This window comes from Clostridioides sp. ES-S-0054-01 (genome assembly GCA_021561035.1).
Lineage (GTDB): Bacteria > Bacillota > Clostridia > Peptostreptococcales > Peptostreptococcaceae > Clostridioides.
Window position 1 is genome coordinate 155,001 of record CP067346.1, and the last position, 26,354, is coordinate 181,354.

Annotated in this window: 21 protein-coding genes, 10 tRNA genes, 3 rRNA genes and 1 riboswitch (1 of these 35 only partly in view); of the genes, 33 read left to right on the forward strand and 1 reads right to left on the reverse strand. The window is 33.4% G+C overall.

Annotation, left to right across the window (positions count from 1 at the left end):
- The 33 genes from JJC02_01045 to fabZ form a co-directional block, all read left to right on the forward strand.
- Window positions 1-122, forward strand: a 16S ribosomal RNA gene (locus tag JJC02_01045) (it extends 1,381 nt beyond the left edge of the window).
- 55 nt (window positions 123-177) lie between these two features.
- Window positions 178-253 (forward strand) — tRNA-Ala (locus tag JJC02_01050).
- A gap of 310 nt (window positions 254-563) precedes the next feature.
- A 23S ribosomal RNA gene (locus tag JJC02_01055) occupies window positions 564-3,460 on the forward strand.
- A gap of 127 nt (window positions 3,461-3,587) precedes the next feature.
- Window positions 3,588-3,704, forward strand: a 5S ribosomal RNA gene (gene rrf / locus JJC02_01060).
- Together the 16S, 23S and 5S rRNA genes with 10 tRNA genes alongside form the textbook arrangement of a ribosomal RNA operon.
- A 7-nt stretch (window positions 3,705-3,711) precedes the next feature.
- Window positions 3,712-3,786, forward strand: a tRNA-Asn gene (locus JJC02_01065).
- Between the two features lie 5 nt (window positions 3,787-3,791).
- Window positions 3,792-3,877 (forward strand) — tRNA-Leu (locus tag JJC02_01070).
- Window positions 3,878-3,892: 15 nt separating this feature from the next.
- Window positions 3,893-3,968 (forward strand) — tRNA-Met (locus JJC02_01075).
- 7 nt (window positions 3,969-3,975) lie between these two features.
- Window positions 3,976-4,050, forward strand: a tRNA-Glu gene (locus JJC02_01080).
- Window positions 4,051-4,059: 9 nt separating this feature from the next.
- Window positions 4,060-4,133, forward strand: a tRNA-Gly gene (locus JJC02_01085).
- A 5-nt stretch (window positions 4,134-4,138) separates the two neighbouring features.
- A tRNA-Val gene (locus JJC02_01090) sits at window positions 4,139-4,214 on the forward strand.
- A gap of 5 nt (window positions 4,215-4,219) precedes the next feature.
- Window positions 4,220-4,296, forward strand: a tRNA-Asp gene (locus JJC02_01095).
- A 10-nt stretch (window positions 4,297-4,306) separates the two neighbouring features.
- Window positions 4,307-4,381 (forward strand) — tRNA-Gly (locus JJC02_01100).
- 9 nt (window positions 4,382-4,390) lie between these two features.
- Window positions 4,391-4,464: transfer RNA gene (locus tag JJC02_01105), tRNA-Arg, on the forward strand.
- A 950-nt stretch (window positions 4,465-5,414) separates the two neighbouring features.
- Window positions 5,415-6,254: a TIGR00159 family protein gene (locus tag JJC02_01110; GenBank protein ID UDN54827.1), complete on the forward strand. Its 840-nt coding sequence runs from the start codon at window positions 5,415-5,417 to the stop codon at window positions 6,252-6,254.
- A complete protein-coding gene (locus JJC02_01115) occupies window positions 6,251-7,432 on the forward strand; it encodes a hypothetical protein (protein UDN54828.1) in 1,182 nt (393 codons plus the stop codon). The genes JJC02_01110 and JJC02_01115 overlap by 4 nt, the downstream gene beginning before the upstream one ends.
- 304 nt (window positions 7,433-7,736) lie before the next feature.
- The gene (gene ptb, locus JJC02_01120; protein UDN54829.1) at window positions 7,737-8,639 is read left to right on the forward strand and encodes a phosphate butyryltransferase; all 903 of its coding nucleotides are present in this window, start codon (window positions 7,737-7,739) and stop codon (window positions 8,637-8,639) included.
- 21 nt (window positions 8,640-8,660) lie between these two features.
- Window positions 8,661-9,740: a butyrate kinase gene (buk, locus tag JJC02_01125; GenBank protein ID UDN54830.1), complete on the forward strand. Its 1,080-nt coding sequence runs from the start codon at window positions 8,661-8,663 to the stop codon at window positions 9,738-9,740.
- Window positions 9,730-10,407 (forward strand): ATP-binding protein, encoded by a 678-nt coding sequence (locus JJC02_01130; protein ID UDN54831.1) that lies wholly within the window; start codon window positions 9,730-9,732, stop codon window positions 10,405-10,407. Before buk ends, JJC02_01130 begins: the two co-directional genes overlap by 11 nt.
- Window positions 10,408-10,449: 42 nt before the next feature.
- On the forward strand, window positions 10,450-10,665 hold the full coding sequence (locus JJC02_01135) for a 4Fe-4S binding protein (GenBank protein UDN54832.1): 216 nt from the start codon (window positions 10,450-10,452) through the stop codon (window positions 10,663-10,665).
- A gap of 28 nt (window positions 10,666-10,693) precedes the next feature.
- Window positions 10,694-11,773, forward strand: coding sequence for a 3-methyl-2-oxobutanoate dehydrogenase subunit VorB (locus JJC02_01140; GenBank protein ID UDN54833.1), 1,080 nt, complete (start codon window positions 10,694-10,696; stop codon window positions 11,771-11,773).
- Window positions 11,773-12,525, forward strand: coding sequence for a 2-oxoglutarate oxidoreductase (locus JJC02_01145; protein ID UDN54834.1), 753 nt, complete (start codon window positions 11,773-11,775; stop codon window positions 12,523-12,525). The genes JJC02_01140 and JJC02_01145 overlap by 1 nt, the downstream gene beginning before the upstream one ends.
- Window positions 12,526-13,083 (forward strand): 2-oxoacid:acceptor oxidoreductase family protein, encoded by a 558-nt coding sequence (locus JJC02_01150; GenBank protein UDN54835.1) that lies wholly within the window; start codon window positions 12,526-12,528, stop codon window positions 13,081-13,083.
- A gap of 170 nt (window positions 13,084-13,253) precedes the next feature.
- Entirely contained in the window at window positions 13,254-14,600 is a 1,347-nt protein-coding gene (locus JJC02_01155) for a phosphoglucosamine mutase (protein UDN54836.1), read from the forward strand.
- Between the two features lie 267 nt (window positions 14,601-14,867).
- Window positions 14,868-16,700 (forward strand): glutamine--fructose-6-phosphate transaminase (isomerizing), encoded by a 1,833-nt coding sequence (gene glmS, locus JJC02_01160; protein ID UDN54837.1) that lies wholly within the window; start codon window positions 14,868-14,870, stop codon window positions 16,698-16,700.
- 390 nt (window positions 16,701-17,090) lie between these two features.
- Window positions 17,091-18,392, forward strand: a complete 1,302-nt coding sequence (locus tag JJC02_01165; GenBank protein ID UDN54838.1) for a thiosulfate sulfurtransferase — start codon at window positions 17,091-17,093, stop codon at window positions 18,390-18,392.
- Window positions 18,393-18,576: 184 nt separating this feature from the next.
- Window positions 18,577-19,446 carry a 4Fe-4S binding protein gene (locus JJC02_01170; protein UDN54839.1) on the forward strand — a complete coding sequence of 290 codons (870 nt, stop codon included), beginning with the start codon at window positions 18,577-18,579 and terminating at the stop codon, window positions 19,444-19,446.
- An 86-nt stretch (window positions 19,447-19,532) separates the two neighbouring features.
- A complete protein-coding gene (locus tag JJC02_01175; GenBank protein ID UDN54840.1) occupies window positions 19,533-20,270 on the forward strand; it encodes a YwmB family TATA-box binding protein in 738 nt (245 codons plus the stop codon).
- Window positions 20,271-20,290: 20 nt separating this feature from the next.
- Window positions 20,291-21,544, forward strand: a complete 1,254-nt coding sequence (gene murA / locus JJC02_01180; GenBank protein UDN54841.1) for a UDP-N-acetylglucosamine 1-carboxyvinyltransferase — start codon at window positions 20,291-20,293, stop codon at window positions 21,542-21,544.
- A gap of 86 nt (window positions 21,545-21,630) precedes the next feature.
- The gene (spoIID, locus tag JJC02_01185) at window positions 21,631-22,695 is read left to right on the forward strand and encodes a stage II sporulation protein D (protein UDN54842.1); all 1,065 of its coding nucleotides are present in this window, start codon (window positions 21,631-21,633) and stop codon (window positions 22,693-22,695) included.
- A gap of 65 nt (window positions 22,696-22,760) precedes the next feature.
- A complete protein-coding gene (locus JJC02_01190; protein ID UDN54843.1) occupies window positions 22,761-23,429 on the forward strand; it encodes a M23 family metallopeptidase in 669 nt (222 codons plus the stop codon).
- 97 nt (window positions 23,430-23,526) lie between these two features.
- Window positions 23,527-23,787 carry a sporulation transcriptional regulator SpoIIID gene (gene spoIIID / locus JJC02_01195; GenBank protein UDN54844.1) on the forward strand — a complete coding sequence of 87 codons (261 nt, stop codon included), beginning with the start codon at window positions 23,527-23,529 and terminating at the stop codon, window positions 23,785-23,787.
- Window positions 23,788-23,978: 191 nt separating this feature from the next.
- The gene (locus JJC02_01200; GenBank protein UDN54845.1) at window positions 23,979-24,998 is read left to right on the forward strand and encodes a rod shape-determining protein; all 1,020 of its coding nucleotides are present in this window, start codon (window positions 23,979-23,981) and stop codon (window positions 24,996-24,998) included.
- A gap of 15 nt (window positions 24,999-25,013) precedes the next feature.
- Window positions 25,014-25,442, forward strand: coding sequence for a 3-hydroxyacyl-ACP dehydratase FabZ (fabZ, locus tag JJC02_01205; protein UDN54846.1), 429 nt, complete (start codon window positions 25,014-25,016; stop codon window positions 25,440-25,442).
- Between the two features lie 110 nt (window positions 25,443-25,552).
- Here the strand turns inward: fabZ and yyaC are convergent, their stop codons facing one another.
- Entirely contained in the window at window positions 25,553-26,062 is a 510-nt protein-coding gene (gene yyaC, locus JJC02_01210; protein UDN54847.1) for a spore protease YyaC, read from the reverse strand.
- Window positions 26,063-26,250: 188 nt separating this feature from the next.
- A riboswitch (SAM riboswitch) is annotated at window positions 26,251-26,354 on the forward strand.

Consider the following 26,354-nt stretch of genomic DNA (forward strand, 5'->3'; position numbering starts at 1 on the left):
TGGAGACGCCCGAAGCCGATTATCTAACCTTTTGGAAGAAGTCGTCGAAGGTGGAATCAATAACTGGGGTGAAGTCGTAACAAGGTAGCCGTATCGGAAGGTGCGGCTGGATCACCTCCTTTCTAAGGAGAATTGCCTACTGTTTAATTTTGAGAGTTCTTTATGAACTTCATATATGGGGGTGTAGCTCAGTTGGGAGAGCACTTGCCTTGCAAGCAAGGGGTCAGGAGTTCGACTCTCCTCATCTCCACCATTTAAGAGTATATTACCTAAATCTTTGATTTATCTAGTAGCCTCTTACATGCACTTATAGCTTAACTTTATACAAGCTTTGTGCGTTAGCACTTTAAGCAACAGAATAAACTGAACGCATGTGAAGTTTGTTTGTTGGCGACGTGCGTTAGCACTTTAAGCAACGGGATTTATTCGTTGACGCTGTGCTTTAGCACTTTGAAAACTGCATATATATTTAGTGATATGACATCTAATTTGTAATATATAAAGCTGATAACTTTTTAAAATTATCAAGTTGATAGACTTTAATCTATCAAACCTTTTTAACTGGTCAAGTTATTAAGGGTGCAGGGCGGATGCCTTGGCACTAGGAGCCGATGAAGGACGTGATAAGCTGCGATAAGCTTCGGGGAGTTGCACGTAAACTTTGATCCGAAGATTTCCGAATGAGGAAACTCACTTAGAGTAATGTCTAAGTATCATTAAGTGAATACATAGCTTAATGAGGGGAACTCAGGGAACTGAAACATCTAAGTACCTGAAGGAAGAGAAAGAAATTCGATTCCGTAAGTAGCGGCGAGCGAACGCGGATTAGCCCAAACCAATAAAGTTTTCTTTATTGGGGTTGCGGACATATCATAACGAAGAGGTATTGTAATTGAAGAGGTTTGGAAAGACCCACCACAGAAGGTAATAGTCCTGTATGTTAAACGAGAAGACTTCAGATATGATCCAGAGTACCACGGGACACGTGAAACCCTGTGGGAAGCAGGAGGGACCACCCTCCAAGGCTAAATACTACCTAGTGACCGATAGCGTATAGTACCGTGAGGGAAAGGTGAAAAGAACCCCGGGAGGGGAGTGAAATAGAACCTGAAACCCTGCACTTACAAGCTGTGGAAGCACATTTCTTGTGTGACCGCGTACTTTTTGTAGAACGGGCCAACGAGTTACGTTAAGTAGCAAGGTTAAGCACTTAAGGTGTGGAGCCGTAGCGAAAGCGAGTTTTAACTGAGCGTTCAGTTACTTGACGTAGACCCGAAACCGGGCGACCTACCCATGAGCAGGATGAAGCGAAAGTAAAATTTCGTGGAGGTCCGAACCCACGAGCGTTGAAAAGCTCGGGGATGACTTGTGGGTAGCGGTGAAATTCCAATCGAGCCCGGAGATAGCTGGTTCTCCCCGAAATAGCTTTAGGGCTAGCCTCAAGGTGAGAGATACGGAGGTAGAGCACTGAATGTCCTAGGGGGTATTGCACCTACCGAAGACTATCAAACTCCGAATGCCGTCATCTTATACTTGGGAGTCAGACTGTGGGTGATAAGATTCATAGTCGAAAGGGCAACAGCCCAGATCGTCAGCTAAGGTCCCTAAATGTAAGTTAAGTGGTAAAGGATGTGGGATTGCACAGACAACCAGGATGTTGGCTTAGAAGCAGCCACTCATTCAAAGAGTGCGTAATAGCTCACTGGTCGAGTGATCCTGCGCCGAAGATTTCCGGGGCTAAAACTTACTACCGAAGCTACGGCATCATTATGATGGGTAGGGGAGCTTCCCATACGGGTTGAAGCATGACCGTAAGGACATGTGGACAGTATGGGAGTGAGAATGTTGGCATGAGTAGCGAGATGTGGGTGAGAATCCCACAGGCCGTAAACCCAAGGTTTCCAGGGGAAGGTTCGTCCGCCCTGGGTTAGTCGGGACCTAAGCTGAGGCCGAAAGGCGTAGGTGATGGACAACAGGTTGATATTCCTGTACTACCGATAACCGTTTGAGAGATGGGATGACACAGTAGGATAAGCTAAGCACACTGTTGGTTATGTGTGCCCAAGCATTGAGGCAGTCAGAGTAGGTAAATCCGCTTTGATAATGCTGGGATGTGATGGGGAGCGAAATTTAGTAGCGAAGTAGCTGATTTCACACTGTCAAGAAAAGTCTCTATCGAGGTTAAAGGTACCCGTACCGCAAACCGACACAGGTGGGTGAGGAGAGTATCCTAAGGCCAGCGAGAGAACTGTTGTTAAGGAACTCGGCAAAATGACCCCGTAACTTAGGGATAAGGGGTGCCACCATCCGGTGGCCGCAGAGAATAGGCCCAAGCGACTGTTTACCAAAAACATAGGTTTCTGCTAAGTCGCAAGACGATGTATAGGAGCTGACGCCTGCCCGGTGCTGGAAGGTTAAGGGGATCTGTTAGAGCAATCGAAGCAGTGAACTTAAGCCCCAGTAAACGGCGGCCGTAACTATAACGGTCCTAAGGTAGCGAAATTCCTTGTCGGGTAAGTTCCGACCCGCACGAAAGGCGTAACGATTTGGGCACTGTCTCAACAACAGACTCGGTGAAATTGTAATTCCGGTGAAGATGCCGGATACCTGCGACAGGACGGAAAGACCCCATGGAGCTTTACTGTAGCTTGACATTGGGTCTTGGTACTACATGTACAGGATAGGTGGGAGGCTTTGAAACCAGGACGCCAGTTTTGGCGGAGCCATCCTTGGGATACCACCCTTGTAGTACTGGGACTCTAACCATAGGCCATGAATCTGGTCTTGGGACACTGTCAGGTGGGCAGTTTGACTGGGGCGGTCGCCTCCCAAAAGGTAACGGAGGCGCTCAAAGGTTCTCTCAGTACGGTCGGAAATCGTACGTAGAGTGTAAAGGCAAAAGAGAGCTTGATTGCAAGACATACAGGTCGAGCAAGGATGAAAATCGGACTTAGTGATCCGGTGGTTCTGCGTGGAAGGGCCATCGCTCAACGGATAAAAGCTACCCTGGGGATAACAGGCTTATCTCCCCCAAGAGTCCACATCGACGGGGAGGTTTGGCACCTCGATGTCGGCTCATCACATCCTGGGGCTGTAGTAGGTCCCAAGGGTTGGGCTGTTCGCCCATTAAAGTGGTACGCGAGCTGGGTTCAGAACGTCGTGAGACAGTTCGGTCCCTATCCGTCGCAGGCGTAGGAAATTTGAGAAGACCTGTCCTTAGTACGAGAGGACCGGGATGGACGTACCTCTGGTGTACCAGTTGTCCTGCCAAGGGCATGGCTGGGTAGCTATGTACGGAATGGATAAGCGCTGAAAGCATCTAAGCGCGAAGCCAACTTCAAGATAAGATTTCCCACCGCAAGGGTAAGACCCCAGAAAGACTATCTGGTTGATAGGTCGAAGGTGTAAGTGCAGCAATGTATTTAGCTTATCGATACTAATAGGTCGAGGACTTGACCAATATTTATTTGATGTTCATTAATTAAGGTATATATGTAGTTTTTAGAGTGTTAACTCTAAAGAAACTAGTATTACTAGATTCTAAAAATTTACTAAGAACTTAATAGAAATATTAAGCATAAAGATTATGTGGTTACAATAGCAGAAAGGATACACCTGTTCCCATTCCGAACACAGAAGTTAAGCTCTCTAGCGCTGATGGTACTTGGTGGGAAACTGTCTGGGAGAGTAGGACGTAGCCACGTTAAATGTTCCAAGGTAGCTCAACGGTGGAGCAACCGGCTGTTAACCGGTAGGCTGTGGGTTCGAGCCCCACCCTTGGAGCCAAAAAAGCCGAAGTGGCGGAACTGGCAGACGCACAGGACTTAAAATCCTGCGGGACTTACCTCTCGTACCGGTTCGATTCCGGTCTTCGGCACTTATGAAACAATATCGCGGGGTGGAGCAGTTGGCAGCTCGTCGGGCTCATAACCCGAAGGTCGTAGGTTCAAGTCCTGCCTCCGCAACCATTAAAATGGCTCGTTGGTCAAGAGGTTAAGACACCGCCCTTTCACGGCGGTAACAGGGGTTCAATTCCCCTACGAGTCACCAATTAAATATGCGGGTGTAGCTCAATGGTAGAGTTCTGGCCTTCCAAGCCAGCTGTGAGGGTTCGATCCCCTTCACCCGCTCCAAAGATGGGACCATAGCTCAGCTGGGAGAGCACCTGCCTTACAAGCAGGGGGTCACAGGTTCGAGCCCTGTTGGTCCCACCATTTGCGGCCTGGTAGTTCAGTTGGTTAGAATGCCAGCCTGTCACGCTGGAGGTCGAGGGTTCGAGCCCCTTCCAGGTCGCCAAATTAAATAAGCGGGAATAGTTCAGTGGTAGAGCGCAACCTTGCCAAGGTTGAAGTCGCGAGTTCGAATCTCGTTTCCCGCTCCATAATAATTTGGGTGCATAGCTCAGCTGGATAGAGCAACGCCCTTCTAAGGCGTGTGTCCGGGGTTCGAATCCCTGTGCGCTCATTAAGAAAAGTTTACTATATTTTATAGTAAACTTTTATATTGTTTAAAAAGACACAGGATACATGTATATTACCTGTGTCTTTATCTTTATAAACTTTAAACTATGTAAGAGTTACATTATATTCATTAATATTGTAAAGATATGAAGGGTAATGTATAATAGTCTACAAGAAGTTTATGAAAGCATCAATTGAATGCAATCATAATTATATAAGAATTATATACATTATACTGTATACTTTATAGTATTAATATATTGAAATAACATATGAATTTATTTATAAAGAAATTCATTTCACCTAAATAATAAGTACAAGGAATTATAAAAGAAAATTAGGTACTATAAAGAATTGACAATTTAATGTAATATTTATAAGTTATACTAAATGAATTATTATATTGTGGAATAGATATACGACTTTAAATATTATATGTTATTTTGGTTGTAGAAGAGCTTGTCTAGTTACATAAGGTAAGTTTTAGTGATAGTTTATAGTAAGATATTAAAATAAATTTATATAAACTAGATATAAAATAAATTATTACTCTAATATAAAAATGATTCTAATAGAATAATATTGATGACAAATAATATTTAAATTTTGTAGTTGTTTGTAGCTGATAAATAGATTATCGAATTTATAATGATGAATATATATTAAGTAAAGATATATTAAAGATATTTTAGAGCATAAAACTGCATTAAGGCGCGAGTACTATTTTGTATTCGCGCCTTGATGGTTTGAATTATTTAAACAAAAACTAACTTTAATAAAAAAATGTATTTATTAAGTTGATATTTTTAATGTGTTTAGAGATTATTTAACAATCTCTAAACATAAAATTAGAATTATTTACATAAAAGTTAAATAGTTTGTATAGAGTTAGATTTATATAGTATAATACTTAGTGTAAATAATTAAGAAGTTATCAAACAGGAGGATAAAACTGTGTTAGATATAAATTCTTTTTTAAATGGATTTTTTAATATAATATTAAGAATGAGTATATATGATTTAATTGACATATCTATAGTAGCGTATATTTTTTACAAAATATTTATGTTTATAAAAGATACAAGAGCAGAACAAGTGTTTAAAGGAATAATATTTCTTTTATTAGCAACTCAACTTAGTAATACATTTAAATTGCACACCGTTTATTGGATATCTCTTAAAGCTTTAGATTATGGAGTTATAGCTGCTCTTATAATTTTTCAGCCAGAATTTAGAGCAGGGCTTGAACATATAGGAAGAGCAAAATTTAATTTATTTGGAAAGAATGTAAATACTTCTGAAGAGACTCTCAATAGAAATATAGAAGAAATTGTAGAAGCTTTATATTCACTTTCTAGACAAAAAATAGGAGCTCTTATCATAATGGAGAGAGAAACTAGAATAAGTGATATAATAAATACAGGAACTATTATTGATGCTGAAATTTCTAGACAGCTATTAATAAATATATTTATACCAAATACGCCATTACACGATGGTGCTGTTGTAATTAGAGATTCTAAGGTAAAGGCAGCTGCATGTTTTTTACCATTGACAGAAAGTAAGGACTTAAGTAAAGATTTAGGTACTAGACATAGAGCAGGAATAGGAGTAAGTGAGGTGTCTGACTGTATAACGTTGATTGTATCAGAGGAAACAGGTGGCGTATCAATTGCTAAAGCAGGTAAGTTATATAGAGATATTTCTAGAGAAAGAATGACGAATATATTACGTAGTAATTTAAAAACAAATACAGAAACAAGAAGTTTTTTCAAAGGTGGTATATTTAAATGATAAATAGACTGAAAAATAATACCAAAATAAAAATAATATCATTTTTAAGTGCGATTGCATTATGGATGTATGTTATGGCTGTAGTTGACCCTGAAGAAACTAAAGGGTTTGAAGACATACCTGTATCTATAAGTAATATGAGTGATTTAAAAGATAAAAATCTTGTTATATATCCAGACGAAAAATTAACTGCAGATGTATATATAAAGGGTAGTTTATCAAAGGTGCAAGGTGTTAAAAAAGAGGATATACATGTATATGGAACTATTGAAGACCCAATACAAGGACAGAAGGAGGTTTATTTAAAAGCAAATATTCCTCAAGGCGTCACTATAGAATTTAAGCATGATGTTTTAGTAGTAAATCTTGAAAAAAATATAAAAGAAAAAAGAGATATAAAGATAGAAGTAAGTGGGAATTCAAAAAGAAATATAAATAAAATTGAACTTAGTAAGAAGTTTGTCGAAGTATCGGGTCCAAGAACTCTAGTTAAAGAAGTTAAAAGTGTAAGGGCTAATTTAGATGTTGGCAATGAGACGGAGGATTTTTCTAAAAAATTGGAATTAATACCATTAAATAGTGACGGAACTAAAGTTGAAGGTGTAAAATTAAGTTCATCTTTTGTAACTGCAAAAATAGAGTTGTTAAAGGAAAAAACTGTACCAATAAAAGTAAATCTAAATGATAATAAAGATAATGATACATTGAAAAATTATGAATTAAGTAAGGAACAGGTCACAATAAAAGGTAAAAAGGAAAATATAGACAAAATAAATTATATTAAGACAAAACCTGTTGATTTAGATGATTTAGCTAGTGGAGAAGAAAAAGAAGTAAGCTTAGAAGTACCAGAGGGTATAACTCTTGAGGATAGTTCTATAACAATCAAATTAAATGGGACAAAACAATTGAGTGCAGAGTTTCTATATAATGCAGGAGATATTGAATTAAGGAATACCCCAACAAATATGGATAATCCAAGTATAATTTCTGACGTAGATATAAAAGTTGTTGTAGAATCGACAGAAGATTTGAGTAAGTTAAATAAAAAAGATATTTCATTGTATATTGATTTATCACAAGCTCCTGAGGAAGAAAATAAATATAAAATAAAATATGAAACAACATATCAATTTAAAAAAATAAATATAGAACCTAATATTGTTGAAGTGGAATGAACAAATATTTCGAATATTTAGTTGTTACAAGATGCGACAAAAAAACCTATAAAATTAAGTTTGTTAATTTTATGTTTTTGTTGCATCTTGTTTATTTTAGTTATATTATAAAATAAGGACAATGAGATATTTGTTAAATCTAAAAAGCACTAGATATATGAAAAAAGACTGATAAATAGATTTAAATAAATATTTTTGAATTAAATATTTCAATTATCACTAGGAAAACGTTGCTGAACGAGTTATAATTTAATTGAGATATAAAAAGTTCTATTTCAAAAAATTCAAGATGAGGTGGAAATGCATGAAAAGCTTTGAAGAAGTAATTAAGTTTGCAAAAGAAAGAGGACCTAAAACTATATCAGTAGCATGTTGCCAAGATAAGGAAGTTTTAATGGCAGTTGAAATGGCTAGAAAAGAAAAAATAGCAAATGCCATTTTAATAGGTGATATAGAAAAGACTAAAGAAATTGCAAAAAGCATAGACATGGATATCGAAAATTATGAAGTGATAGATATAAAAGATTTAGCAGAAGCATCTCTAAAATCTGTTGAATTAGTTTCACAAGGAAAAGCCGACATGGTAATGAAAGGCTTAGTAGACACATCAATAATACTAAAAGCAGTTTTAAACAAAGAAGTAGGTCTTAGAACTGGAAATGTATTAAGTCATGTAGCAGTATTTGATGTAGAGGGATATGACAGATTATTTTTCGTAACTGACGCAGCTATGAACTTAGCTCCTGACACAAATACTAAAAAGCAAATCATAGAAAATGCTTGCACAGTAGCACATTCATTAGATATAAGTGAACCAAAAGTTGCTGCAATATGCGCAAAAGAAAAAGTAAACCCAAAAATGAAAGATACAGTTGAAGCTAAAGAGCTAGAAGAAATGTATGAAAGAGGAGAAATCAAAGGTTGTATGGTTGGTGGACCTTTTGCAATTGATAATGCAGTGTCTTTAGAAGCAGCTAAACATAAAGGTATAAATCATCCTGTAGCAGGAAGAGCTGATATATTGTTAGCTCCAGATATCGAAGGTGGTAACATATTATATAAAGCTTTGGTATTCTTCTCAAAATCAAAAAATGCAGGAGTTATAGTTGGGGCTAAAGCACCAGTAATATTAACTTCTAGAGCAGACAGCGAAGAAACTAAACTTAACTCAATAGCTTTAGGTGTTTTAATGGCAGCAAAGGCTTAATTTTAAGGGGGAAATAGGCAAATGAGCAAAATATTTAAAATCTTAACAATAAATCCTGGTTCGACGTCAACTAAAATAGCTGTATTTGATAATGAGGATTTAGTATTTGAAAAAACTTTAAGACATTCTTCAGAAGAAATAGGAAAATATGAGAAAGTGTCAGACCAATTTGAATTCCGTAAACAAGTGATAGAAGAAGCTCTAAAAGAAGGTGGAATAAAAACATCTGAATTAGATGCTGTAGTAGGTAGAGGAGGACTTCTTAAACCTATAAAAGGTGGTACTTATTTAGTAAGTGCTGCTATGATTGAAGATTTAAAAGTAGGAGTTCTAGGAGAACATGCTTCAAACTTAGGTGGAATAATAGCAAAACAAATAGGTGATGAAGTAAATGTTCCTTCATACATAGTAGACCCTGTTGTTGTGGATGAATTAGAAGATGTTGCTAGAATTTCTGGGATGCCTGAAATAAGTAGAGCAAGTGTAGTGCATGCTTTAAATCAAAAGGCAATAGCAAGAAGATATGCTAGAGAAATAAACAAGAAATATGAAGATATAAATCTTATAGTTGCTCACATGGGTGGCGGAGTTTCTGTTGGAGCCCATAAAAATGGTAGAATAATAGATGTTGCAAACGCATTAGATGGAGAAGGACCTTTCTCTCCAGAAAGAAGTGGTGGATTACCAGTAGGTGCATTAGTAAAAATGTGCTTTAGTGGAGAATATACTCAAGATGAAATTAAAAAGAAAATAAAAGGCAATGGTGGATTAGTTGCATACTTAAATACTAATGATGCTAGAGAAGTTGAAGAAAGAATTGAAGCTGGAGATGAAAAGGCTAAATTAGTATATGAAGCTATGGCATATCAAATATCTAAAGAAATAGGAGCTAGTGCAGCAGTTCTTAAGGGAGATGTAAAAGCAATACTATTAACTGGTGGAATCGCATATTCAAAAATGTTTACAGAAATGATTGCAGATAGAGTTCAATTTATAGCAGATGTAAAAGTTTATCCAGGTGAAGATGAAATGATTGCATTAGCTCAAGGTGGACTTAGAGTTTTAACTGGTGAAGAAGAGGCTCAGGTTTATGATAACTAATGATAAAAGAATAAGAATCATAACTGGTCACTATGGAAGTGGTAAAAGTGAATTTGCGATGAACTATGTTGTTAAATTAAGAGATATGGTTTCTGGCAAAGTTGCTATAGCCGATTTAGATGTGGTAAATGTATACTTTAGAACTAGAGAGAAGAAAGAGCTAATGAAATCTTTAGGTATACAACCAATAGATAGCTCAATCAATGCTCCAACATTAGACTTACCAGCAGTATCAGCGGAGGTAATGTCTCCTATGGTTGATCATTCATACAATTCTGTTATAGATTTAGGTGGAGATAATGTAGGTGCTAGAGTTATAGGAAGATTTAGTCATTTGTTAAAAGAAGGCGACTATGATATGCTTTTTGTAATAAATGCAAATAGGGAGAAAACTCAAACTTCTGAAGAAGTTATCCAATATATAAAGGAAATAGAAAAGTCTTCTAAATTAAAGGTAACAGGTCTAATTAATAATACTCATCTCATTAGATTTACTACTGTTGATGATGTTTTAAGAGGTCAAAAAGTTGCAGAAGAAGTTTCTAAGGAGTGTAATATACCTATAAGATATGTTGCATGTTTAGAAAATCTTGTTGAACAATTACCAAAAGATTTAGAGGGAGAAATTTTTCCTATAAAATTATATATGAGAGAAGACTGGATGTAGTTTGAGCTCAAATATATAGAAAGTTTAAGGAGGCTTAGGTAAATGGCTAAAGGAAAAGTATCTTTTAATCAAGAACGTTGTAAAGGTTGTGGATTATGTGTTGAAGCATGTCCAGTAAAAATCATACAATTAGACTCAAATGTAATAAACAAAAAAGGGTATAACCCAGCAACTGTTTTTGAAATGGAAAAATGCGTAGGATGTGCAAGTTGTGCAACTATGTGTCCAGATGTAGTTATAACAGTAGAAAGAGATTAATTTAATTAATATTTAAGGGGGAATTTTAATGGCTAAGATACTTATGAAAGGTAACGAAGCGTTTGGAAAAGCAGCTATAGAAGCTGGTTGCAAATATTTCTTCGGTTACCCAATAACTCCACAAAGTGAATTACCAGAATATTTATCAAGAGAGTTACCAAAAATAGGTGGAGCGTTCGTTCAGGCTGAATCAGAAGTTTCTGCAATAAACATGGTTTATGGTGGAGCAGGTGCAGGAGCAAGAGTTATGACTTCTTCATCTTCACCAGGAGTTGCTTTAAAACAAGAAGGTATAACATATGCAGTTGGAGCAGAAGTTCCTTGCGTTGTACTTAACGTAATGAGAGGTGGTCCAGGACTTGGAAGTATACAACCTTCACAAGCTGATTACTTCATGTCTACAAGAGGTGGAGGAAATGGAGACTACAGAACTCCAGTATTCGCACCAGCTACAGTTCAAGAAGCTGTTGATATGATAATGGAAGCTTTTGATGTTGCAGATTATTACAGATCACCAGTTATGGTAGTTGCAGATGGTATGATAGGTCAAATGATGGAGCCAGTTGAATTTAGAGCTCCTGAGAAGAAAAGAGAATTGCCTCCTAAAGATTGGGCAACTGTTGGAACTAAAGGAAAAAGAAAACCTAATGTAATAAACTCTCTATACTTAGAGCCAGAAGTATTAGAAGACCACTGCTGGCATTTACAAGAAAAATTTGAAGCAATGGAAAAAAATGAAGTACAATACGAAATGTACAAAACAGAAGATGCTGAATTTGTATTTGCAGCTTATGGAACTACTTCAAGAGTAGTAAAAAGCGCAATTGATATATTAAGAGAAGAAGGAATAAAAGCAGGTCTTATAAGACCTAAAGTATTATGGCCATTCCCATTTGAAGCATTTGACCAAATTCCTAATGTTAGAAACATATTAACTGTTGAAATGAGTATGGGACAAATGGTGGAAGATGTTAAAATGGCAGTAGAAGGTAAATTACCAGTTTACTTCCATGGAAGACCAGGAGGAATGACTCCAACACCAGCAGAAATAGTTGAAAAAGCTAAAAAAATTATTGCCGGAGAATTGGTTGCAGGAGGTGCTAGATAATGGCTGTTGTATTTAAGAAAACTCAAGGGTTACAAGATACTCAAACTCACTACTGTCCAGGATGTACACATGGTATAATCCATAGATTAGTTGGTGAAGTATTAGAAGAATTAGGAGTATTAGGTGATGCTGTAGGTGTTGTTCCAGTTGGATGTTCAGTTTTAGGATATAAATATTTTAACTGTGACACTCAAGAGGCTGCTCATGGTAGAGCACCAGCTGCTGCTACAGGAATAAAAAGAGTTCATCCTGAAAATACAGTATTTACTTATCAAGGTGATGGAGACTTAGCTTCAATAGGTACTGCTGAAATAGTTCATGCAGCTGCTAGAGGAGAAAAAATAACTACTATATTTGTAAACAATACAACATATGGTATGACTGGTGGGCAAATGGCTCCAACTACATTAGTTGGACAAAGAGCTACTACTGCTCAATCAGGAAGAAATGCTGAAACTCAAGGTTATCCAATAAGAGTAAGCGAAATGTTAGCTACATTAACAGGAGCTGTATTTGTAGAAAGAGTAGCAGTTGATACTCCAGCTCATGTTAGACAAGCTAAAAAAGCTATAAAGAAAGCATTCCAAGTTCAACAAGCGGGATTAGGATTTGGAATAGTAGAAGTATTATCTACTTGTCCTACAAACTGGGGACTAGCTCCAAATGATGCTTTACAATGGTTAAGAGACAATATGATACCATACTATCCATTAGGAAATTTCAAAAATGTTGAAGTTGAGGAGGTGAAGTAAATGTCTACAGCTAGAGTAATATGTGCAGGCTTCGGAGGCCAAGGTGTTATGTCTATGGGGCAATTACTTACTTATGCAGGAATGCTAGAAGGAAAAGAAGTTTCTTGGTTACCATCTTATGGACCAGAAATGCGTGGAGGTACAGCAAACTGTGCAGTAACTGTATCTAGTGAGCCAGTTGGTTCTCCACTTATAACAGATGATGCAACTGCAGCTATATTATTAAATATACCAGCATTTGAAAAATTCAAAGATGATGTTATTCCTGGTGGAAAAATAATAGTAAATAGCTCTTTAATAAAAGAAAAAGTTGAAAGAACAGATGTAGATGTTTATTATATACCAGCAAATGAATTAGCAGCTGAGTTAGGAAATGATAAAGTTGCTAATATGATAATGTTAGGTGCTTACTTAAAAGTAGCTGATACTGTAGATATAGAATCTGTATTAGAAGCATTTAAAAAAGTTTTCGGACCTAGAAAAGAAAAATTCGTTCCATTAAACAGAGAAGCGCTACAAAAAGGTATGGATGCTGCATGTTCTAAAGCAACTAACTAATAAAGAAAAAAGATGTCAAAAAAAAGACAATAGAATTATTTCTATTGTCTTTTTTGCTGAGAAGTATTAAAATATTTTTATGACTGAAATTAAGAATATAATGAGATTTTATGGATTATAAAAGTATTATACAAATTACAAGCTTTTCAATTATGAGAGGAGAATCTTTAGTGAGAAAGTATTTTGGAACAGATGGAGTTAGAGGAGTAGCAAATACAGAATTAACATGTGATTTAGCATATAAACTTGGTAGAGCTGGTGGCTTTGTTTTAGCACAAGGAGACCATAGGGTAAAAGTAGTAGTAGGTAAAGATACTAGAATATCAGGAGATATGTTAGAGGCATCTTTAATAGCAGGGCTTATGTCTGTTGGATGTGATGTTATTACTGTTGGAATAATACCAACACCTGCAGTGGCATATTTAACTAGAAAATATGGTGCTGATTGTGGTGTGGTTATATCTGCATCTCACAACCCTGTTGAATATAATGGAATCAAATTTTTTAATAAAAATGGATATAAATTAGATGATGAAATCGAGTTAAAAATAGAAGAATATATAGATGATATAGATAAAGTAGATTGTCTTCCTGTTGGAGAAAATGTAGGAAGAAAATTACATGAACATTGCGCACAAAGAGATTATGTAGATTATTTAAAATCAATAATTAGCACTGATTTTAAAGGATTAAAAGTAGTGTTGGATTGTGCTAATGGTGCATCATATAAAGTAGCACCAATAGTATTTGATGAATTAGGAGCAAGTGTAATTTCAATAAATAGTTTACCAGATGGAAATAATATAAACTATAAATGTGGTTCTACGCATCCAGAACAACTTCAAAAAGCTGTTTTAGAACATAATGCTGACTTAGGTCTTGCATATGATGGAGATGCTGATAGATTAATTGCAGTAAATGAAAAGGGTCAAATTGTTGATGGAGACCATATAATGATATTGAGCGCTTTAAATCTAAAGAAAAATAATAAATTAGCACAAGATACTTTAGTAGTTACAGTTATGAGTAACATAGGGCTAACAATAGCTGCTAAAGAAAATGGAATAAATTTATCTACTACAGCAGTAGGAGATAGATATGTTTTAGAAGATATGGTCAAGAATGGATATAATCTTGGTGGAGAACAGTCTGGACATATGATATTTTTAGATTACAATACTACTGGAGATGGTGTGCTTAGCTCTCTAGTACTTGCAAATATAATTTTGCAAGAAAAAAAATCTTTATCAGAACTTGCATCAATAATGAGTAAATATCCACAAGTATTAGTGAATGCAACAATAAAAAATGAAAATAAGAACAAATATATGGAATATCCAGAAATAAAAACTGAGATAGAAAGAATAGAATCTATTTTAGATGGAAATGGTAGAGTTTTGATAAGACCATCAGGAACTGAACCATTAGTTAGAGTTATGTTAGAGGGTAAAGAGGAAGGTCAAATAAAAGAATTAGCAACAAATTTAGCTAATCTTATACAAGAAAAATTATCGTAATTTATAAGGGTATTCTCAGATATAAACACTGAGGACACCTTTCTAAGCGCCAGAACTTAGTTATAGACATAATTATTAAGTAATATAGGAACTAAGTTGACGAGGTCAGAGTTAATCGAATTGTCGGCGGATGCTCTGCGGTGTGTTTACCATCGAAAGACTTCTTTAAATAATAGGAGTAATCCTATGGACAAAGGGAAGCCAAAGTAAACTTATATGACCTAACTCTTAAAATATATAAATAATATTTTTAGGAGGACACAAATAATGTGTGGAATAGTTGGATATTTAGGAAGTAGAAAGGCAGCAGAAGTTATAGTAGAAGGGCTTTCTAAGCTAGAGTACAGAGGTTATGACTCAGCAGGAGTAGCAGTTAATAGTTCTAATGGAGAAGAACTTAATATTAGAAAATTTAAAGGTAGACTTTCTGTACTGGCAGAAGATTTAGAAAAGAATTCTATTGATGGAAATTTAGGGATAGGGCATACAAGATGGGCAACTCATGGAGAACCATCTGATGTAAACTCACATCCTCATTTTAATCAAGCTAAAACAATAGCAGTTGTTCATAATGGGATAATAGAAAACTATATGGAAATAAAAGAAGAATTACTTTCTGAAGGTGTTAAGTTTGAATCTCAAACAGATACAGAAGTAATAGCACATTTAGTAGATAAATACTATGAGGGTAATTTATTAGATGCTGTATACAAAACTATATCGAAATTAAGAGGAGCTTATGCATTAGGTGTTATATGTAAAGAACACGAAAATGAATTAGTTGCAGTAAGAAAAGATAGTCCTCTTGTAGTTGGTGTTGGTGATGGTGAAAACTTTGTAGCATCAGATATACCTGCCTTATTAAAATATACTAGAGATGTTTATTTCTTAGAAAATGGAGAAGTAGTTCATCTAAAAGACGAAAATGTAACAGTTTATGATTCTAATAGAAATCTCGTGGAAAAAGAAGTATTTCATGTAACTTGGGATGTAGAAGCTGCATCTAAAGGTGGATATGATTACTTTATGTCAAAAGAAATTCATGAGCAACCAGCAGGTGTCAGAGAAACTTTAGAAAGAAGACTTGATGATAATGGAAGCATAGTTTTAGATAGTATAAATATTTCTAAAGAAGATTTAGATAAAATAAATAAAGTTTATATAGTAGCTTGTGGAACAGCATATAATGCTGGATTACTTGGTAAGTATGCTATAGAAAAATTTGTAAATATACCAGTAATAACTGATATAGCGTCAGAATTTAGATATAGTGACCCATTTGTAGATGAAAATTCATTAGTAATATTAGTTAGTCAGTCTGGTGAGACAGCAGATACTCTAGCAGTATTAAGGGATTCAAAGGCTAAAGGAGCAAGAATACTTTCAATAACTAATGTTGTAGGTTCATCTATAGCAAGAGAATCAGATGATGTATTCTATACTTGGGCAGGACCTGAAGTAGCAGTTGCATCGACTAAAGCATATACTACTCAAATAACTTCTTTATATATGATAGCTTTAGACTTTGCTATTAAAAAAGGAACAATAACTAGAGAATTTTATGATAGTATGATTTCTAAGATGAAAGAAATACCATCAAAAATACAAGAAATACTAGACAATGAAGAATATATAAAAGAAATTGCTAAAACAGTTGTTAATTCTGACCATGCATTCTATTTAGGAAGAGGTATAGATTATAGCTTAGCAATGGAAGGGTCATTAAAATTAAAAGAAATTTCATATATACATGCAGAAGCTTTTGCAGCAGGGGAGTTAAAGCATGGAACAATAGCTCTAATAGAAAAAGGAACTCCTGTAATTGCAATAGCTACTCAAGAGAAATTATTTGAAAAAATGGTTTCTAATATGGAAGAAGTAAGAGCAAGAGGGGCTTATGTGGTAGCAATTGCTCAAATCCATAATAAAGATGTTGAGAAAGCTGCTGATAAAATAATCTATATACCAAATTCAGACGATATTTTATCACCTATATTAGCTGTTGTACCAATGCAGTTACTTGCTTATCATGTTTCTGTATTAAGAGGTTGCGATGTTGATAAGCCAAGAAATCTAGCAAAGTCAGTAACAGTTGAGTAAAAACAGATTAAAAATTAAATAGATAATATTTATTGAAAAGAACTCATCCTATTATTTGTATTTTATAGGATGAGCTTTTTTAATAAGTATTAAATCTGTTTTGTTTTTGCTATAATAAATCTTATAAAAAGATTGAGATTAAAGCATTTGTAAGAATAATAAATATATATAGTCTATATCAAGTATAAGGAATAATAAAGGATTATGAGAAAGATTAGAACACATAATATATTGTAACCTTGTTAGAAGATAATTTAAGCAGTTTAAAAGAAAAAATATAAGGAACTATTTATAAAAGAATATAAAGAAGTTAATAGGTTATAAGAAAATTATTTTATCTTAGTGAAATACTTTTAAATAAAAAAATTTTTGTAAATGGGAGTATAGATTATGGCATATGATTTTAAAAAAGAAAAGAAAGAAGATTATTTTGTTAATCTTAAGGCAATATCTACTGAAGTTTTACAAGAAAAAGTTCAAGATAATTCTTGGATTATAGTTGATACTCGCTTAAATGACGTGTATAATGGCTGGAAATTAGATGGAGTAAAAAGAGGTGGACATATAAAAGGAGCAGTAGATTTTTCTGCTAATTGGTTAAGTGTATATTCAGATAAAAAAGATGAAGTACTAGAACAAGCACTGAAAATTAAGAAAATTGATTTAGATAAAAATATAGTATTATATGATGCAAATGGAAAAGATGCTTTGATTGTAGCAGATTATTTATCTAAAAAAGGATATAAAAATCTATATAAATATGATATTAAACAATGGGCAGAGAACGAAAATCTTCCAATGGAAAGATATAAAAATTATCAAATGATAGTTCCTGCTTTTATAATAAAAGATATATTGGATGGAAAAACGCCTGAGACATTTGAAAATTCCAAGAATATAAAAATGATTGAAGCAAGCTGGGGAGAAGAAGAAGAATCATATACAAAAGGGCATATACCTACAAGTGTTCATGTAAATACCGATATTATAGAACCTCCTCCAACATGGATGCTTGATAATGATGATAACTTAACTAAGTTTGCTTTAGACTATGGATTCACAAAGAATGATACCGTGATAGTTTCAAGTAGTGCATCTATGGCTTCTTATAGATTAGCTGTTATATTGAGATATATAGGAGTAAAAGATGTAAGAGTTTTGAATGGTGGAATAAATTCATGGTTGTCAGCAGGATACGAATTAGAATTTACTAGTAATCCAAAGAATTCATGTACTAATTTTGGAGCAGATATACCAGTTAACTCACAATTAGTTGTTACCACATCTGAATTAAAGCAAAAACTAAAAGACAAAAATAAGTTTATACTAGTAGATAACCGTACTTGGGATGAATATATAGGCAAAGTATCTGGATATACATATTATGATAAAAAAGGGCGTATACCAGGAGCTTTATATGGACACTCAGGCAGTGATAGTGTTTCACTAGAAGAATATCGTAATATTGATAATACAATGAGAAATAAATATGAGATTTTAGAAATGTGGAATAAAGAAAATATAGATGTAAATAAACAGCTTATATTTATGTGTGGAAGTGGATGGCGTGCTGCTGAGGTATTAACATATGCAAATGTCATAGGAGTTGAGGAGACTTCTCTTTATAGTGATGGATGGATGGGCTGGAGTCTTGATAGTTCAAATCTAATTGAAGTGGGAGAACACAAATAGAGTCTTTGAAATTACAACAGAATTATTTAATACAAAGGTATATTCATTTTATTAAGTTGAATATACCTTTATTATGTTTTAAAATATAAAAGTAGTTAGAATATGATTACATAAATACAACTTATTTAAACATATTATTAGCAACATAGAATTATAAATTTATTTATATTATGAGGTGTGAGATATGATTAGCAAAGACGAAAAAGTAAAGTTGAAAGCGGAAGGTATATTGGCTCAAAGTCAGGAAGGATATTTCTCAATAAGAATATTAAGTAGAGCTGGGAACTTTACAGCAGAACAGCTTATCAACTTATCAAAATTATCTGAAAAATATGGTAGAGGTTATTTAGGTGTTACAACTAGATTAGCTGTTGAAATACCATGGATAAAGTATGAAGATATAGATTCAATAAAAGAAGATTTAAAAGCAGCGGGTTTAAAACATGGTGGTACAGGAAAAAAAGTAAGACCACTAGTTGCGTGCAAAGGCACTGTATGTCAACATGGAATATATGATACACAAAAACTATGTGGAAAGTTACATGATTTATATTTTGGGTGTGATTTGCCATCTAAGACTAAGATTACTTTAGTTGGATGTCCAAACAATTGTGCAAAGGCTAATACTAATGATGTGGGTATTGTAGGACAAGCATATGTAAAATTTAATGAAGATAAATGTAAGAATTGTGGATTATGTACATCATCATGTAGACAAAAATCAGTTTATATGGAAAATAAAAAATTAGTATGGAGTAAAGATGAGTGTGTAAATTGTGGGAAGTGTGCTCAGGTATGTCCATTTGGAGCTATGGAAATTGATAAAAAAGGATTAGCTGTTTATCTTGGTGGTAGAATGGGAAGAGGTTATAGATTTGGAGATAGACTTAGTAATTTATATACAGAAGAGAATATAGAAGAATTAGTGCAAGATGTGTTTAATACATATAAAAAATTAGCAAGTCCAGGAGAAAGAATAAGTAAAGTATTAGAGAGAATAGGTATTGAAGAGTTTGAAAGACATTTAATTGATATAAAATGTAAAAATGTATAAAAATACATATTGAGAAAGTATATCTCTCTTAAATTTGTTAATAATTCTGTTATACAGAAAAACATATTTAAGGGGGATTTTTTATTATGAAAAGAATAAAATTAGCCATAAGCTTTCTTATATTGATGATTATAGGAATGACAATATCTTATGCAGATACAAGTATAAATACTAGATATAATAGATTAACTAATGCTCTTGAAATTTCAGAAGCAGATTTTAAATTTTATAATGTTAAAATTAATTCTGTTATAAATTATAATTTATCAAATAAAGAGTTTCATAACATTTTTATAGAAATAATTAACAATCTAAAGTTAGATAAAAAAGGAATAAATTGGAATCAAAAAGGGTCTGGCGATAAAATACAATTATGTGCTACTATAAAAGGTAGCGATAAAGAAATTTCTATAAAAGGAATAAATAAAAATAATAAAGAAAGTTACATAATAGTTGACATATTGGACAACAAAGTATATAAACATAAAGAGGATATTTATAGTAACGTAGAAAATGTGTTAAATAAATATTCATCTCAAGTAGATGTGTCTGCTTGTATTGTTGGAGAATACACAAAAAGGTTACAAAACAACAAATATGATGATATTTTACAAAAAATATTATATAATATGAGTGCTAAGCAAATAGATAAAGTGAAAGACGTAAACTTTTTATCTATAACAGCATATAGTAAAGTATTAAATGATGATGATTTAGAATATTTAGGGGAAAAAATTAATTTAAATATAGGAATTAAATATAATGAGGATGACGAAAAAACACTCATATATATTGCCACACCAATTATAAAATTAGATTATTAATTATGAGGAGATCAAAAAATATGGCTAAGATAATAGTAAAAAAGAGTAATCCACTTAAAGGTAGTGTTAAAATAGATGGTGCAAAAAATGCAGTTTTACCAATAATAGCAGCGACTTTATTAGCAAACGGGAAATCAACATTAAATGGAGTACCAAATTTAAGAGATGTTCATGTTATATCAGATTTATTGAGACATATAGGAGCAGAAGTTGAATATAAGGAAAATACACTTACTGTTGATGCAAGTGATATAAAAACTTGTGAAGCTCCATATGAGCTTGTAAGAAAGATGAGAGCTTCTTTTTTGGTTATGGGGCCATTACTTGCTAGATTTAATAGTACGAAAATTTCTATGCCAGGAGGATGTGCTATAGGAACAAGACCTATAGATTTACATCTAAAAGGATTTAAAGCTTTAGGTGCAAAGATAGAGATGGACCATGGTTTTGTTGAAGCAGCAACAGAAAAATTAGTAGGAAATAAATTGTATCTAGATTTTCCATCTGTTGGAGCAACTGAAAATATAATGATGGCAGCTTCTTTAGCAGAAGGGACTACAATAATAGAAAATGCAGCAGAAGAGCCAGAAATAGTAGATTTAGCAAACTTCTTGAACGAAATGGGAGCAGATGTTAAAGGTGCAGGTACTAATACTATAAAGATAAAAGGTGTTAAAGAGCTAAAAGGAGCAGAACATAATGTAATTCCAGACAGAATAGAAGCAGCAACTTATATGGTTGCAGCAGCTATGACAAAAGGCGATATAACTGTTGAAAATGTTTTAATGGAGCATTTAAAACCAGTTGTAGCTAAATTAAGAGAAGCTGGTTGTGAAATTACAGAAATGGACAATTCTGTAAGAGTTGTAGGTCCAAAGGTATTAAAACCAATAGATATAAAAACTTTACCACATCCGGGCTTTCCTACAGATGTTCAAGCACAATTTATGGCTATGCTTACTGTAGCTAATGGAACTGGTGTAGTTATAGAAACTGTTTTTGAAAACAGATTTATGCATGTTGCTGAGTTCAATAGAATGGGTGCTAATATAAAAATAGATGGAAGAAGTGCGGTTGTTAATGGTGTAGATGAGCTACATGGTGCAGCAGTAAACGCTACTGATTTAAGAGCTGGGGCAGCCCTTATTTTATGCGGTCTTATAGCAGAAGGAGAAACTCAAATAGGAGAAATATACCATATTCAAAGAGGTTACGTTGATATAGATAAGAAGATAACAGCATTAGGTGGTCAAATCGAAATAGTAGAAGATTAATAATTGGTTTATATAAGAAAGTTATAAATTAATAGGGTTGTTCATATACTTAAATACAAGGTTTTAAAAGCTAAGGAGGAGAGTATATGAAGAACCCATTGGTTGTTTTGTTAGGATTTGTGACTTGCTCTGTGTTAGTTCCGTCACTTATAACTTTAGTGTCTTATAAAAATGTGGAGTTAACTGAAAAACCAGAAAGATCAATATCTATAAACAAAACTATTAAAAAAAGTGATATTAAGGATAACAGTAATAAAGAAGAAAAAAACATGATGAACTATGAAACTGTAAATAAAAAAGCACCTATTATCAATGTGTATAATCATATAACAGGGAAAACTGAAAAAATGGACATGGAGAACTATTTATGTGGAGTACTAGCTGGTGAGATGTCTTCAGAGTTTGATATAGAAGCTTTAAAAGCTCAATCTGTAGCAGCTAGAACATATGTAGTATATAAACAGGAACATAGTAAATCAAGCAAACATAAAAATGCAGTAGTATGTACTGATTATAAACACTGTCAAGAATATAAGAGTTATGATACTCTTAAAAAGCTAAATGGTGAAGAATGGATTAAGAATAAATATTCTAAAATCCAAGATGCAGTTAGAGGAACTAAAGGTCAAATAATAACTTATAATGATAAGGCAATACTTCCTCTTTATTTTTCTACATCTTCAGGAAAAACAGAAAATAGTGAAGAAGTATTTTCTGCAAAATATCCTTATCTAAAGTCTGTGGAAAGTCCTTATGATAAGTATTCACCTAAATTTGCATCAACACTTAAAATAAGTAACACAGATTTTGTTAAAAGTCTTAGAAGAGCATATAGCACTATTGTGATAGATGTTAATAATTTAAGTAAACAAGTCTTAATAACTAAAAGAAGTGATGCTGGAACTGTAGAAAAAATAAAATTAGGAAATAAAGAATTGACTGGAAAAGACATTAGAACTGTTTTTAAGTTGAACTCTGCAAACTTTGACATAAAATTTGGAGAAGGATACATAGATTTTGTGGTAAAAGGATATGGTCATGGTGTTGGCATGAGCCAGTGGGGAGCAGAAGGAATGGCAGAAGAGGGCTATAAATATCATGATATATTATCACATTATTACACCGATACAAAAATAAAAGATATATACTAATAATTGTATAAAATGCAAAAAACAAGTCAATAATCCAAATGTAGAAATATATTTGGAGGTGCAAAATGAAGAAAAAGCTGTTAGAAAAAGATGGTTTTTATTTATCTTTATTTGTATGTGTTTGTTTATTAGCAGTAGGTGGAGTTTGGTTTACAAATAATAATGTAGATAAATTGGCTTCTAATAAAGGCATGATAGAAAATGCTAATAAAGATAGTGAAGAGGAAATACATTTAATTGAAAAAGATAAGAAAGATGCTATTCCTACTGCAACGGATTCAAAACAAAACTTAGAAAAAGCTAAGTCAAAAGAGGAAAATAAATCGAGTGCAACAAAATTAAATTACATTGGAGATAAAGTAATAAGAGGATATTCAGAGAAAGAACCTAGTTACTCTAAAACACTAGATGTCTGGGAAACTCATAAAGGTGTAGATGTTAGTTGTACTAAAGGTAAAGAAATAAAATCTCTATTAAACGGAATAGTAGTAGATGTATTTAGCGATGAAGAATATGGACAATCAGTAAAAATAAAAAGTGACAATAACATTGTAGTAGTATATTCAAATCTAGATGAAAATGTTAGTGTTAAGAAAGAACAGAAGATAACAGAAGGACAATCTCTAGGTACTGTAGGCAGTACTTCTCAAATAGAAAGCGAAGAGGGCATACATGTGCATTTAGAGGCATATAGTGGAGAAAAATCTATAGACCCAATGAGTCTAATTAAGTAAAGATATAACAAGTTTAATCATATTTGGTTAAGCTTGTTATATTTTTTGGTGTTTTTACATATATATCATTAAAGCTATTATGTGAGGGGGGTAATCTTTGAGATCTCATATAGAGGAAAGGGCCATAGTGGTAGCAAAATATATACTTGAAAAAAACACTACAGTAAGACAAACCGCCAAGACATTTGGAGTAAGTAAAAGTACAATTCATAAGGATGTTACAGAAAGATTGAAGGAAATAAATCCATCCCTTGCCAAAGAAGTTAAAAATGTGCTGGACAAAAATAAATCAGAGAGACATATTAGAGGGGGATTAGCAACGAAATTAAAATATGAGAAGGAACATAAAAAAATGTAGGTTAAAAGCCTACTTTTTTTATTGAATTAAATTATATAAAGAAATATATTAAATAATTATAAATAGCAAAATAATAATACTCTCAAAACATTTATTTTCTCTTGATTAAAGCGAGATTTTTGTATATGCTTTATTATAGGAGTATTAAAATAGGCTTATAATCTAATATTATAAATAAAGGAGTTGAAAAAATGGCTGGAGCTGATATAGGCATAGATTTAGGTACTGCAAATGTGCTTGTTTATGTTAGTGGTAAGGGAATCGTTTTGGAAGAACCATCTGTTGTGGCGATAGACAAGAGAACAGATTCTGTTTTAGCTGTGGGAGAAGAAGCTAAAAAGATGATAGGGAGAACACCAGGTAATATAGTCGCTATAAGACCTTTAAGAGATGGTGTAATTTCAGATTATGATGTAACTGAGAAGATGTTAAAATCTTTTATAGATAAGATAGTTGATAAAAAGGGATTTGGAAGATTTTTCATGCCAAGAATTATGGTATGTGTACCAACAGGTGTCACAGAAGTAGAAAAAAGAGCAGTAGAAGATGCTACAAGGCAAGCTGGGGCTAGAGAAGTATATATCATAGAAGAACCAATAGCAGCAGCCATAGGAGCTGGTGTAGATATATCACAGCCTAATGGTAATATGATTATAGATATTGGTGGAGGTACTGTAGATATAGCTGTAATATCTCTAGGAGGAGCTGTTGTAAGTGAATCTATAAAGGTTGGTGGAGATAGATTTGACGATGCTATAGTTAAATATATGAAAAAACAACACAATCTTCTTATAGGAGAAAGAACAGCAGAGAAAATCAAGTTTGAAATAGGTTCTGCATTTAAGAGAGAAGAAGAAAAATATATGAAGATAACAGGAAGAAATTTAATTACAGGGCTTCCTAGTTCTATAACTATAAATTCAACAGAAATGTTAGAAGCACTTAGAGAATGTGTTGAGCAAATAGTAGTTGCTACTCATGCTGTTTTAGAAAAAACTCCTCCTGAGCTAGCGGCAGATATAGGAGATGTTGGTATAATAATGACAGGAGGAGGTTCATTATTATATGGATTAGATAAAATAATAGAACAGAGAACAGGAATAACTGTTACAATAGCAGATGAACCATTATCTTGTGTTGCAAAAGGTACAGGAATAGCTTTAGGTTCAATAGACTTACTTGAAACGGGTGGGTCTTTCAGAAGAAAATAATTAGGAGAGTTTAGAATGTTAAATATAGATGAAATAAAAGAATTACTATCACACAGATATCCATTTTTATTAGTAGACAAGATTACAGAGTTAGAAGTTGGAAAAAGAGCTATTGGCATAAAAAATGTAACAGTTAATGAACCATTTTTCCAAGGGCACTTTCCAGAATATCCTTTAATGCCAGGAGTGCTAATAGTAGAAGCTCTAGCACAAGTGTGTGGAGTGGCAATGATGTCTGTAGAGGAAAATAAAGGAAAATTAGGTGTATTTGCAGGTATAGATAAAGTTAGAATAAAGAGAGAAGTAAGACCAGGAGATACACTAACTATGGAAGTCGAAATGACAACTCTTAGAAGAAATATAGCTAAGGCAGATGCTAAGGCATATGTCGGTGAAGAACTTGTCTGTAAAGGTGAATTAATGTTTGCTTTAGTAGAAAAGTAGAAATCTAAAATATAAAAGTAAAAAGGTAGATAATTTGGAGTATTTAATCAGATACTCTAAAATATCTACCTTTTTATATAAAAAATTTTATCAGTTGGTTTATATTGGGATTAGGTGGATACTAATAAAGCTAAAGCTATTGTTTCGGCTAAGTCCAATATAAAGCTAAGACGTATATTATTAAATGAAAGTTTATTATTTTCATCAATTTTATCTACAATTCCTACTATAGAATAGTTTCCTATTTGAGGTAGTTTTTTACCAACACCTTTTCCGGGCAGGATAGGTCCTTCTCTAATCTGTATATTACCTATGTTACTCTGCGACCCCAAGCAAGCATCTATAGCTAAGAAGTTACCTTGTATATGTGTATTTTTTATAGTATCTAAAGACTCATATATATTTAAGGCGTGAATAGGGTTATCTAGTGTACCGTAAACGGGGTATTTAAATTTACTGTTTTTAAGTATTGTTCCAACTAAAGGGCCTAAAGTATCACCTATAGCCCTGTCTGTTCCTATGCAAACAACAATCGTATTTTCATTAATTATAGTTTTTAGAACTGAACTTAGCATCTGTATAACATCATCATCGCTGTAATTTACTTTAGCTAAATACAATAGGAACACCCCCTTCAAAAAAATATATGAATAAAAAGCATTAAAAAGACCTAACTTTAAATTTCAGATAGATAGAATATTTTATTTGTCTTACAAAAAAAGGAATAGAAAAAATGTGACTAAAAATATTGACAAAATTCAAAAAAAATAGTAAGCTAATAAAGTAAAACAAAACTTAAATCTTGATTACCTTATCAAGAGAGGCTGAGGGATAGGCCCTGTGAAGCCCGGCAACCACCCAAATGGGAAAAGGTGCTAATTCCTACAAGACAAAAGTCTTGAAAGATGAGGT

Coding starts and splice junctions, on each gene's coding strand:
- spoIID (UDN54842.1), top strand. CDS start 21,631: ATGAAGAACCCATTGGTTGTTTTGTTAGGATTTGTGACTTGCTCTGTG.
- JJC02_01115 (UDN54828.1), top strand. CDS start 6,251: ATGATAAATAGACTGAAAAATAATACCAAAATAAAAATAATATCATTT.
- fabZ (UDN54846.1), top strand. CDS start 25,014: ATGTTAAATATAGATGAAATAAAAGAATTACTATCACACAGATATCCA.
- JJC02_01135 (UDN54832.1), top strand. CDS start 10,450: ATGGCTAAAGGAAAAGTATCTTTTAATCAAGAACGTTGTAAAGGTTGT.
- JJC02_01130 (UDN54831.1), top strand. CDS start 9,730: ATGATAACTAATGATAAAAGAATAAGAATCATAACTGGTCACTATGGA.
- JJC02_01200 (UDN54845.1), top strand. CDS start 23,979: ATGGCTGGAGCTGATATAGGCATAGATTTAGGTACTGCAAATGTGCTT.
- buk (UDN54830.1), top strand. CDS start 8,661: ATGAGCAAAATATTTAAAATCTTAACAATAAATCCTGGTTCGACGTCA.
- JJC02_01170 (UDN54839.1), top strand. CDS start 18,577: ATGATTAGCAAAGACGAAAAAGTAAAGTTGAAAGCGGAAGGTATATTG.
- JJC02_01175 (UDN54840.1), top strand. CDS start 19,533: ATGAAAAGAATAAAATTAGCCATAAGCTTTCTTATATTGATGATTATA.
- glmS (UDN54837.1), top strand. CDS start 14,868: ATGTGTGGAATAGTTGGATATTTAGGAAGTAGAAAGGCAGCAGAAGTT.
- JJC02_01165 (UDN54838.1), top strand. CDS start 17,091: ATGGCATATGATTTTAAAAAAGAAAAGAAAGAAGATTATTTTGTTAAT.
- JJC02_01145 (UDN54834.1), top strand. CDS start 11,773: ATGGCTGTTGTATTTAAGAAAACTCAAGGGTTACAAGATACTCAAACT.
- JJC02_01150 (UDN54835.1), top strand. CDS start 12,526: ATGTCTACAGCTAGAGTAATATGTGCAGGCTTCGGAGGCCAAGGTGTT.
- JJC02_01190 (UDN54843.1), top strand. CDS start 22,761: ATGAAGAAAAAGCTGTTAGAAAAAGATGGTTTTTATTTATCTTTATTT.
- ptb (UDN54829.1), top strand. CDS start 7,737: ATGAAAAGCTTTGAAGAAGTAATTAAGTTTGCAAAAGAAAGAGGACCT.
- murA (UDN54841.1), top strand. CDS start 20,291: ATGGCTAAGATAATAGTAAAAAAGAGTAATCCACTTAAAGGTAGTGTT.
- JJC02_01140 (UDN54833.1), top strand. CDS start 10,694: ATGGCTAAGATACTTATGAAAGGTAACGAAGCGTTTGGAAAAGCAGCT.